The following is a 10351-nucleotide window of genomic DNA, read 5'->3' on the forward strand; positions in this document are numbered from 1 at the left end:
AATGAATATGTCAGCAACTTATGTAGAAGATTTGAAAAGTGTCATGGAAGACTGGAAAAATGAATTATTAGTATATAAATTTGCGTTAGATGAAATGGATACAAAGTTTTCAATAATTAGTCAGGAATATAATTTAATCCATGGACATAACCCAATAGAGCATACAAAATCACGGATCAAATCCTTTGAAAGCATCGTAAATAAGCTAGCAAGAAAGGGATGCGACATCACTACACAATGTGCAAAGGAGCATATTCATGATATCGCTGGAGTACGCATCATCTGCTCCTTTATTCAGGATATCTATAACGTTATTGATGTATTGAGGCAAAGAGAAGATTTAAAGATCCTTGAAGTGAAGGATTACATTCAACATCCAAAGCCAAACGGCTACAGAAGTCTTCATTTAATTGTTGAGATTCCTGTCTACTTAACGAATCGTGTGGAGCATGTGAAGGTCGAGATTCAGGTTCGGACCATTGCGATGGATTTCTGGGCGAGTCTTGAACATAAAATCTATTATAAACTGCAAAACGATGTCCCTCATCAGCTCACCGATGAACTGAAGGAAGCGGCAGATATCGCCCATTACTTAGATGAAAAAATGCAAAATATCAAACGAGAAATTGATTAGCAGATAAAAAGAGTAGCTGTTTTTGACAGCTACTCTCAGCGTGTAGACAAACCCTCGCATTCTGTGTCAGTCCTGCGTGCTGGTGCTCACGAATCTCAAATTCGCTCCGCTCCGGTACTCGTCCTTCCTAGACTGCAAAGGTTTTCTATCACGCTGAAAAGAAGACAAAGGCTTCCATATTAAGGGTTGGTTCCGCGATCTCTCTTTTGAATGATCGTACTCTTGTCTTGAGATTGTGCAGATTGGCTGTCTTTTTGGCTAGAAGTTCCAATGAAAATACCTGTTATCAAGAGCGTAAAAATCGCACTTGTGATGAGCCATTTCTTCATCATACATCACTCCATATTCTTAACAAGTTTTTAAGGACAACGCCTTGTTCCAAAAATAAGTGGATTCTTCATGAAGCCCATTATCCGTTAAGTAAGCTGCTACATCCTGACAGATGGCTTCAAGATCGACAAGGAAATTCATTGATTCTAATTGATCACAATAAGACATGATTTGCTCGATCATGTTGTCTGGCTGAAGCATGAGTGTTTCTAAAATGGATAATTTAAGTGAAATGTTTCGTTGTTTTAAATTTTCTGCTTTTTGAAGTGAAAGCTGTACGTAATAGTGGAACAAACCAGGCTTTTTCAGCTTAAATAGTGCTTTTGTGTAGGCATACATGGCAAGTAAATAGCCGCCTGGAGAAGAAGTTTCGAATGTCTCAATGAATAAAGCTTTTTCTAGGAGCGGTACAGCTTCACTGTATTCATTTCTTAAACTTTTAATAAAGGCTGCATTGCAATACGCGTGACCAAGTAAGTCTGGGTCTTCCATCTGTTCTAGTGAATGAATCACTTCTTCAAACAACGTCACTGCCTCATCATATTTCGATTGATCAGCATAATTCAAAGCAAGCATCATTTGACAGCTGATTGATTTTTTCACATAACATGGATCTGCGTCGTAAATAGATGAAGCCATCTTTAAGTGGTGTATGGAGAGAAGCGTGGACCTAATATTATAGTATAGGCATCCAGTTTTATAATGAAATTCTGCTTTTTCAATGTCATCGTGCACGAGGTCTAATTTTTCCTCGGCCAATCTTAAATGATGAAATGCCGTATCTTGATTCCCTCTGCGCATTTCATACATGCCTTTAAAGAAATAGAAATAGTAGCTGAGCATATCATCCGTACGGATCGCATTTTCATCAACAAAAAGACTATGATCTAACGAAGCTGTATCTTCGATGAGATCCTTAAATCGGTATTCTAGTAATTGATAGTAAAGTAAGACGTCTTGATTCTCTTCCATTCGATCAAACGCTTGAAGAATGTCTTCTTTTAGCTGTATCGCTTCTTGTATCTCTCTTTTTTTCATCATGACATACCAGTCATTTAGCATATTCGCTACATCAACGGACGACAAAACCCTAGTTTCTGCCAACTCATATCCTCCTTTCTTCATCTATCCGTCTATTTCGATTTCCGGTCATTTGAATCAACTTTCCATATTAAGTATCTTCTTATATTTTAAGCGCTCTCTCGCGAATTGTAAAACATGTTTTTTGATGTAAATTCAACCAATAGTGAAAAATAAAGGGATTTAGAGGATTTTGTATACGCTTACATTTTTTTAGGTAAATAGAGGGTTTTTGAAAAAATATATTGCAATATCAATAGAGAGAGAATGGCGGTCGATGAGTGTTTTTTCGTAGAAGAGAAAGAAACGGCGATTTTCAAGGTGCAGACTCATTTTCCGTTAGATTATCTTACATCATGATTGTGAATCCCTCTTCTTTCAGAATAAAATGAGTTATTCGCAAAAAAGTAAAATTTAAAGAGACTATTGATCTAGAATTGTATAGATCTTTGGTATTGATAAAAAACATCACACACCATAGATTTAGCGTGGTATAGTAATATTGTTATTGCGAATATTTAGACAAAACTGACAATAGGGGGTCGTGTTTTATGAAGAAATCGATGTTACTGATCATGGGACTAATTGTTGTGCTTGTCATGGCAGCCTGTGGATCGAAATCGGACAGCGGTTCGGGAGAAGGCAAAGGCACATATAAAATTGGGATAGATACAACATATCCGCCATTTGAATTTGAAAAGGGCGGTAAATATGAAGGAATAGACGTTGATTTAATTAACGCGATTGCAAAGGACCAAGATTTCAAAGTGAAGCTTGAAGCAATGGACTTCTCAGGGATCATTCCAGCGATGCAAGCAGGTCAGCTTGATGTGGGAATGGGCGGGATGAGTATTACAGATGAGCGTAAAAAGAAAGTAGATTTCTCAGATCCATATTTCGACGCTGGACTGACAGTTGTCGTGAAAAAGGACAGCAGCATTAAATCAATTGATGATTTAAAGGGGAAAAAGCTAGCTGTTAAAAATGGGACAACAGGAGCAAAATTTGCATCAGATAACGCAGATAAATATGGGTATGAAGTTGTTCAATTTAATGACAGTCCATCTATGTTCCAAGAAGTATCGAATGGAAATGCAGATGCATTGATCGAGGATTATCCTGTCATTACGTATGCGATCGCCCAACAAGATTTAAAATTGAAAACAGTTGGAGACCGTTTGAATGGGGACCAATACGGTATCTCTGTGATGAAGGGGAAAAACCAAGACTTACTGAAGAAAATCAATAAAGGCCTAGAGAACCTAAAGAAAAACGGTGAATATGACAAAATCATTGATAAATATTTGAAGTCATAACACAAGCGAGGCGCGCTCCGAGCGCGCTTTCTTTATGTGTACATCGTATGTGAATTAGGGAGGGAGAAACATGGATACGATTATGAATGCATTTCCATATTTAATGGATGGTTTGCAAACCACTTTATACATCTTTGTTGTTGCTATCATTTTAGGATTTATCATCGGTTTAATTGTGGCATTATTCCGCCTGTCACCATTTAAAGTCTTGAATTTCATCGCACTCGTTTTTGTAAATGCCATTCGAGGTACGCCGTTTATCGTACAGCTATTCTTCATTTATTTTGGTTTGAATACACTTGAATTCATTTCGCTTGATCGAGTGCCGGCAGGGATTATTACAGTAGCGATTAATGCGGGGGCTTATTTCTCAGAAATTATTCGTGCAGGGATTCAGTCCATTGATAAAGGACAAACAGAAGCCGCACGCTCTCTAGGTTTTACAGGGGGACAAAACATGCGCTTTATTGTCCTTCCGCAGGCATTTCGCCGGATGCTTCCAGCGATTACAAACCAAGCCATCATCAGCTTAAAGGACACGTCCCTCTTATCTATTATCGGGATCGCCGATATTATGCAGCGAGGGCAAGTACAAGCATCGGCTACATTTGATCCTTTAAATGTCTGGCTCATTGTCGGTGTCATTTATTTCGTGATCATTTATTTACTTTCTCTACTGGCTAGCTATGCAGAAAGGAGATTTGATATCAAATGAGTATGATTACGGTGAAAAATTTAAAGAAATCCTTTGGTGAAAACGAAGTTTTAAAGGATATGAATGCAGTCATTGAGGAAAAGGAGGTAGTGTGTGTCATTGGTCCCTCTGGATCAGGAAAAAGTACGTTTCTACGATGTCTTAATAAATTAGAGGATATTACTGCTGGAGAAGTCGTTGTTCACGGACATACGATTACAGATCCAAAGGTTAACATCAATAAAGTACGGCAAGAAGTGGGCATGGTATTTCAGCACTTTAATTTATTTCCTCATAAAACGGTTTTAGAAAATATCACGATCGCACCAATTAAGGTAAAAGGTGTCGAAAAGAAGGCGGCAGTCGATAAAGCCATAGACTTGCTTGAAAAGGTCGGCTTAAAGGACAAAGCCAAAAGCTATCCTAACCAATTATCTGGTGGACAAAAACAGCGTGTCGCCATTGCAAGAGCCTTGGCGATGGACCCGAAAGTGCTATTATTCGATGAACCGACATCGGCACTTGACCCTGAGGTCGTTGGGGATGTATTAGCTGTTATGAAACAATTAGCAGTCGAAGGCATGACGATGATTGTGGTCACACATGAAATGGGCTTTGCAAGAGAGGTAGGAGACCGCGTGATCTTTATGGATGGCGGTTATATCGTCGAAGAAGACAAACCGGAAGCACTCTTTGGAAACCCGCAGCATGAGCGTACAAAATCATTCCTTAGCAAGGTGCTATAAAAAAAGAGTAAGGGCAGATATACATGCTCTTACTCTTTTTTATAAATAAATGGATCATAAGAGACATCGCCATTCATATGAAGATAGGATAGCCACCCAATTTCCTAGGAAATATTAGCGCTGGAAGAATTCAATCCATTCTTGATCTGGTCCTCTGAAAAAGAAGTAGCAATATCCATTTGGCAATGTTGTGATTTCCTCATCTATTAATTCAATTTGCAGCTTTTGAATACGGTTGAATTCAGCATGAATATTGTCTGTTGTGAAGGCGAGATGGTGGACCTTTCCTTCAGATGGCAGGTCACTGCTGTAGCCCTGAATGAGCTCAATTTCCGTTTCTGCTTCGTCTTTGAATCCAAGAAATGCAAGCTCAATCACTCCGTTTGTATGAGTGATCCGATCCTTTAATTTCATGCCCACAACTTTTTCATAAAAATCAATGGACTGATCAATATTCGTGACCATAATACCTGTATGATCTAAGCGTAATGTCGTCAAAAGAAGAGCCTCCTCTATGTCATGTTGATATTTTTCTCCTCATCTTATCATAATAGAAGTAACGTATACATTCATATGGTAGGATAGAGAGAGTCAATTTAGGATAAGGATGACACAAATGAAAAAAATCTCATTAAAACAAACATTTGCAGAACAAGTGAAAAAGGGATATCCGCTCATTTCAAAAGATGCTGTATCGCGTGTGAACGGAGTGCAGGAAGGCGAGCTCATTGAATGGGTGGATGAAAGAGGCTCCTTTTTAGGAAAAGGGTATTATGGTGTGCAAAATAAAGGAATCGGCTGGGTGCTTTCCTTTGATGCGAACGAAAAAATAGATCAGGCCTTTTTTGTCTTTAAGCTTGAGCAGGCAGCGAAAAGTAGAACGCATTTATTTCGTGATACGCAGACGACTGCTTTTCGTGTGTTCAATGGAGAGGGTGATGGAATTGGTGGAATCACCATTGATTATTATGACGGATTCTATCTCATCCAATGGTATAGCGAAGGTGTTTATACATTAAAAGCAGATGTATTGGCTGCGCTTGAGCAGGTATATCCAGACTATAAAGGAATTTATGAAAAGAAACGCTTTGATACGTCTGGACAATACATTGAGGATGATGATTTTGTGAAGGGAGAAAAAGGGGACTTTCCTCTCATCGTGAAAGAAAACGGTATGAACGTGGCGGTTTACTTAAATGATGGCGCTATGACAGGCATTTTCCTTGATCAGCGTCATGTGAGAAAAGCAATCCGAGATCGTTATGCAAAAGGAAAGACTGTGCTCAATACATTTTCTTACACAGGCGCTTTCTCGGTGGCAGCAGCGATTGGCGGAGCGAGCCGTACGACAAGTGTGGATGTCGCAAACCGCAGCTTGAAAAAAACATCCAAGCAGTTTGAAGTCAATGGAATTGATGTGGACGGACAGGATATCAAAGTCATGGACGTATTTAAATACTTCCCATTTGCAGCGAAGAAGGGATGGACCTATGATTTAGTCATCTTAGACCCGCCTTCCTTTGCACGAACGAAAAAACACACATTCAGTGCAGCGAAGGATTATAAAAAGCTATTAAAAGAAGCCATCCAAATCACGGCTGAGAACGGCGTCATTGTGGCATCAACCAATAGCAGTGCATTTGGAATGAAAAAATTTAAAGGATTTATTGCTGATGCCTTTAAAGAATCTGGACAAACGTATCGTATCATCGAAGAGTATACCCTTCCCGAGGATTTCCGTACAACTAAGAATTATCCTGAAGGAAACTATTTGAAGGTTGTCTTCATTCAAGCATAAGAAAAAGCCATTTTCCAATAAGGGGAAATGGCTTTTTTTATAAGGCGAACGACATGAGGATAGGCGCTGCACATAATGTAATAATGGCGGAAATAATCATCGATACACTTGAGATTGTACCTGAGACAGAGCTTAATTCAAAGGCTTTCGATGTTCCTGCCCCGTGTGCACCTGTACCAAGCAGGACGCCCATTGCAATGTCATTATCAATGCGGAAATAACGGATGACCATTGGACCGATGATCGAACCGAACAGTGCCGTTAAAATGACGAATACAGCCGTAACGGATGGCATGCCGCCGATCATTTCTGACACACTCATTGCCACTGGTGTTGTGATCGACCTTGGGACAAGGCTCTCAATAAGGCTTGTGTCCAAATGAAACAATTTGGCGATAAATGCCGTTGATAAGATGGCGATGACAGAACCGCAAGCCACATTCAAAATAATTTCCACTGCATGCTTCTTCAGAATGTGAAAATACTTATATAAAGGAATGGCAAAAGCAACAGTCGCGGGCTGAAGCATATTCGTGAGCCATTTCCCGCCTTGATTATAAGCATCGTAAGGAATGTTTACGATTAACAGCAGGGACACAAGGACAAGCGGAGTCACAAGTAACGGGGAAACATAGACTTTCGGATGCCGTTTGTACACCGCTTTTGATCCGAGATATAAAAGAACCGTTAAGATCAGAAATAGTCCGCCAACTAACATAGCTTTTTTCGCTCCTTTCTTTTCGCAATCATTTGCGTCATCATGCCAGTCGAGAGCATGACCACAAAGGTACTAAGTAAGACGACAAGGACAATACTTGTGCCAGATTGAGAAAGCAATTTTCCATAATCAATCACACCTACTGCTGACGGGATAAAGAAGAGCAGCAGTTCTCCGAGCAGCCATACGGCGCCAAGTTCAATCCATTTTAATTTAATGATGTTAAAATGAAGTAATAAGAAAATGACAAGAATGCCTAAGATCGTGCCCGGAATTCTTAAATGCAAAAAGGCCGCCAGCACATTCATCAATTTCGCAAAAACAAATAAAGCCATAATCTGAAGGGTAGCAATCAGCGGCGTTTTGAGCAATTGCACTTTCTGTTCACTCCTTTTTCTATATAAATTGTTCACTGTTTCACAAAAACATAACAACGTTCCAATTGATGAGCTTACTTTAAAGTGTACAGCACGCTCTATTATAGGTAAAATACATATATCGAATAGTTATTATTCCTTTTGTCTATAGAAAGGATGAGCCATGTGGACATCAGACATTTAACATATTTTTTAGAAGTGGCAAGGTTAAAGAGCTTCACGAAAGCATCGCAATCCCTTTATGTGTCGCAGCCGACCATTTCCAAGATGGTCAAAAACCTGGAGGATGAGCTGGGGGTGCAGCTGTTCTACCGGAACGGCCGGCAGGTTGAAATGACAGATGCTGGACAAACGATGTATACACAGGCAAGTGAAATCACCCAATCATTTCAGAATTTAACGAGTGAATTAAATGATTTAATGGATGTAAAAAAAGGGCATATTCGAATAGGGCTGCCGCCCATGATTGGGTCAAGTTTCTTCCCAAATGTCATGGGAGAATTCCGCCAGCAGTATCCAGATGTCACATTTCAATTGGTTGAGCACGGCTCTATTAAAGTTGAGGAAGGCGTCGAGGATGGATCGTTAGATATTGGTGTCATTGTTCTGCCTGCAAATGATAAAATTTTTCATACGTACACCATTATTAAAGAGAACATGAAGCTTGTGACGCATCCATCGCATCCGATGGCAGGGCGTGATGAGGTGCATTTAGCTGATTTGAAGGAAGAGTCTTTTATTTTCTTTAGAGAAGATTTTGTTTTGCACAGCCGAATATTGAATGAATGTATGAATGCAGGGTTCCGGCCAAATGTCATTTATGAAACGTCTCAATGGGATTTCATTAGTGAAATGGTAGCCGAGAACCTTGGGATCGGGCTTCTCCCTGAACGGATCTGTCGAGATCTTGATCCTGAAAAGGTAAAGGTTATTTCCTTACACCCATCTATCCCATGGCATTTGGGTGTTATTTGGCGAAAGGACCGCTATTTGTCCTTTGCAGCAAGAGAATGGTTAAAGCATACTAAATCTTATGTCTGGGATGCTGAGTAAAAGGGAGGACGATACTGATGAAAATAAGCTGCGCATCTAATCTACTAGAGAAAGTTCGAGCAAATAATCCACTTGTCCATAACATCACCAATCAAGTTGTGACGAATTTTACAGCCAACGGACTGCTTGCTTTAGGTGCCTCTCCTGTCATGGCAAATGCCAAAGAGGAGGTCGCCGAAATGGCGCAATTAGCGGATGCACTTGTGCTCAATATTGGCACACTGACAAAGGACACTGTGGAGGCTATGGTCATCGCAGGACAAGCGGCTAATGAAAAAGGTGTACCTGTTCTATTAGATCCTGTTGGGGTAGGTGCGACAACGTTTCGAACGAGAACGGCGAAACAGCTGTTACAGCAAGTAAAGATATCCGTTGTGAGAGGAAATGCTGCTGAAATCGCTCATTTACTCGGAGTGGATGGCTGGCAGTCAAAAGGCGTTGATGCGAAAGAGACGAATGGGGATGTATCTGCATTAGCGAAGCAAGCGGCAAAAGTATTTCAGACCGTTGTGGTGATCACAGGAAAAGTCGATGTAGTGTCAGATGGAGATGAGGTGCTGTCCATTCATAATGGACATGAATGGCTGACAAAGGTGACAGGGACTGGCTGTTTACTCACATCTGTCATCGGCACATTTTGTGCAACGGGTGAACTGCCACTTCATGCGTCGGCAGCTGCTCTGCTGTTTTATGGTGTCGCAGCTGAAAAGGCTGCTCAGCAGACAAAAGGGAGTGGACCAGGAACCTTTCAAATAGAATTGTTAAACGCATTATCAAACACAAATAGCGATGATGTGATCACGTTAGGGAAAATAGGGGGAGTTTCGCATGACAAAGGATGATCAACAGCAAATCAAACAGCAATTATCGGTTTATTTTATTATGGGAACAACGAATACAAGCAGGCATCCGCTTGATGTCGTGAAAGAAGCCATTCAAGGCGGGATCACCATGTTTCAATTTCGTGAAAAGGGTGAAGGAGCCCTGCAAGGTGAAGAGAAGAAACAATTGGCCCGGGACATACAAGCCCTGTGCCAAGAAGCGAATGTCCCTTTTATCGTAAATGATGATGTACAGCTAGCGGTAGATCTTGATGCAGATGGTGTCCATGTTGGTCAGGAAGATACAAATGCACAAGACGTGCGGCAGAGGATCGGAAATAAACTATTAGGCGTGTCCACTCATCATATAGATGAAGTGAAACAAGCGATGAAGGACGGGGCAGATTATGTCGGGATGGGTCCGGTCTACCCAACAGAGACGAAAAAGGATACACGCAGTGTCCAAGGTGTGTCTTTGATCACCGAAGTACGTCATCATGGTCTTCATATTCCGATTGTTGGGATTGGCGGCATCACATATGAAAATGCTGCACCAGTCATACAAGCAGGAGCAGATGGCATTAGCATCATTAGCGCCATTAGCCAAAGCACGGATCCAAAAAAAGCGGCAGAAGAACTAAAATCACTTGTTGTATCAGAAAAAGCATCTCTTTAATCTGTAGAAGACATGAATGACTCCATTCATGTCTCAGCGTGTAGACAAACCCTCGCATTCGGTGTCAGTCCTGCGTGCCGGTGCTCACGAATGTCAAATTCGCTCCGC

Annotated in this window: 13 protein-coding genes; 8 read left to right on the forward strand and 5 right to left on the reverse strand. The window is 40.7% G+C overall.

Annotation, left to right across the window (positions count from 1 at the left end; genetic code table 11):
- The first annotated feature begins 1 nt into the window (after position 1).
- Positions 2–634, forward strand: a complete 633-nt coding sequence (gene ywaC, locus R0K30_RS19275) for a GTP pyrophosphokinase YwaC (protein WP_410612322.1) — start codon at positions 2–4, stop codon at positions 632–634.
- Positions 635–813: 179 nt separating this feature from the next.
- Here the strand turns inward: ywaC and R0K30_RS19280 are convergent, their stop codons facing one another.
- Both R0K30_RS19280 and R0K30_RS19285 read right to left on the reverse strand, forming a co-directional pair.
- On the reverse strand, positions 814–963 hold the full coding sequence (locus R0K30_RS19280; RefSeq protein ID WP_180275538.1) for a hypothetical protein: 150 nt from the start codon (positions 961–963) through the stop codon (positions 814–816).
- 19 nt (positions 964–982) lie between these two features.
- Positions 983–2068 carry a response regulator aspartate phosphatase gene (locus R0K30_RS19285; protein WP_410612325.1) on the reverse strand — a complete coding sequence of 362 codons (1086 nt, stop codon included), beginning with the start codon at positions 2066–2068 and terminating at the stop codon, positions 983–985.
- Positions 2069–2595: 527 nt separating this feature from the next.
- Between R0K30_RS19285 and R0K30_RS19290 the strand changes: the two genes are divergently transcribed.
- From R0K30_RS19290 to R0K30_RS19300, 3 genes are all read left to right on the forward strand, one after another.
- On the forward strand, positions 2596–3360 hold the full coding sequence (locus R0K30_RS19290; protein ID WP_034660424.1) for a transporter substrate-binding domain-containing protein: 765 nt from the start codon (positions 2596–2598) through the stop codon (positions 3358–3360).
- Positions 3361–3430: 70 nt separating this feature from the next.
- Positions 3431–4075 (forward strand): amino acid ABC transporter permease, encoded by a 645-nt coding sequence (locus R0K30_RS19295; protein WP_099728043.1) that lies wholly within the window; start codon positions 3431–3433, stop codon positions 4073–4075.
- Positions 4072–4800 carry an amino acid ABC transporter ATP-binding protein gene (locus tag R0K30_RS19300; protein ID WP_099728042.1) on the forward strand — a complete coding sequence of 243 codons (729 nt, stop codon included), beginning with the start codon at positions 4072–4074 and terminating at the stop codon, positions 4798–4800. The genes R0K30_RS19295 and R0K30_RS19300 overlap by 4 nt, the downstream gene beginning before the upstream one ends.
- A 114-nt stretch (positions 4801–4914) precedes the next feature.
- Here R0K30_RS19300 and glxA read toward each other — a convergent pair whose 3' ends face one another.
- The gene (gene glxA / locus R0K30_RS19305) at positions 4915–5298 is read right to left on the reverse strand and encodes a glyoxalase GlxA (protein WP_008345541.1); all 384 of its coding nucleotides are present in this window, start codon (positions 5296–5298) and stop codon (positions 4915–4917) included.
- 118 nt (positions 5299–5416) lie between these two features.
- On the opposite strand from glxA, the gene R0K30_RS19310 reads away from it, so the two are divergent.
- On the forward strand, positions 5417–6598 hold the full coding sequence (locus R0K30_RS19310) for a class I SAM-dependent rRNA methyltransferase (RefSeq protein ID WP_410612329.1): 1182 nt from the start codon (positions 5417–5419) through the stop codon (positions 6596–6598).
- 37 nt (positions 6599–6635) lie between these two features.
- Here the strand turns inward: R0K30_RS19310 and R0K30_RS19315 are convergent, their stop codons facing one another.
- Together R0K30_RS19315 and R0K30_RS19320 are read right to left on the reverse strand one after the other, a co-directional pair.
- Positions 6636–7316: a CidB/LrgB family autolysis modulator gene (locus R0K30_RS19315; protein WP_099728040.1), complete on the reverse strand. Its 681-nt coding sequence runs from the start codon at positions 7314–7316 to the stop codon at positions 6636–6638.
- Positions 7310–7693 (reverse strand): CidA/LrgA family holin-like protein, encoded by a 384-nt coding sequence (locus R0K30_RS19320; RefSeq protein WP_099728039.1) that lies wholly within the window; start codon positions 7691–7693, stop codon positions 7310–7312. Before R0K30_RS19320 ends, R0K30_RS19315 begins: the two co-directional genes overlap by 7 nt.
- A 165-nt stretch (positions 7694–7858) precedes the next feature.
- On the opposite strand from R0K30_RS19320, the gene cidR reads away from it, so the two are divergent.
- From cidR to thiE, 3 genes are read left to right on the forward strand one after another with little or no spacing between them, the layout of a single operon-like run.
- Complete coding sequence (gene cidR, locus R0K30_RS19325) at positions 7859–8746, forward strand: cidABC operon transcriptional activator CidR (RefSeq protein ID WP_099728038.1); 888 nt, start codon at positions 7859–7861, stop codon at positions 8744–8746.
- Between the two features lie 17 nt (positions 8747–8763).
- Positions 8764–9588: a hydroxyethylthiazole kinase gene (gene thiM, locus R0K30_RS19330; protein WP_099728037.1), complete on the forward strand. Its 825-nt coding sequence runs from the start codon at positions 8764–8766 to the stop codon at positions 9586–9588.
- The gene (gene thiE, locus R0K30_RS19335; protein ID WP_249705349.1) at positions 9575–10243 is read left to right on the forward strand and encodes a thiamine phosphate synthase; all 669 of its coding nucleotides are present in this window, start codon (positions 9575–9577) and stop codon (positions 10241–10243) included. Before thiM ends, thiE begins: the two co-directional genes overlap by 14 nt.
- Positions 10244–10351 lie beyond the last annotated feature (108 nt).

Source organism: Bacillus sp. SIMBA_154, assembly GCF_046536015.1.
GTDB classification, from domain to species: Bacteria; Bacillota; Bacilli; order Bacillales; family Bacillaceae; genus Bacillus; species Bacillus pumilus_P.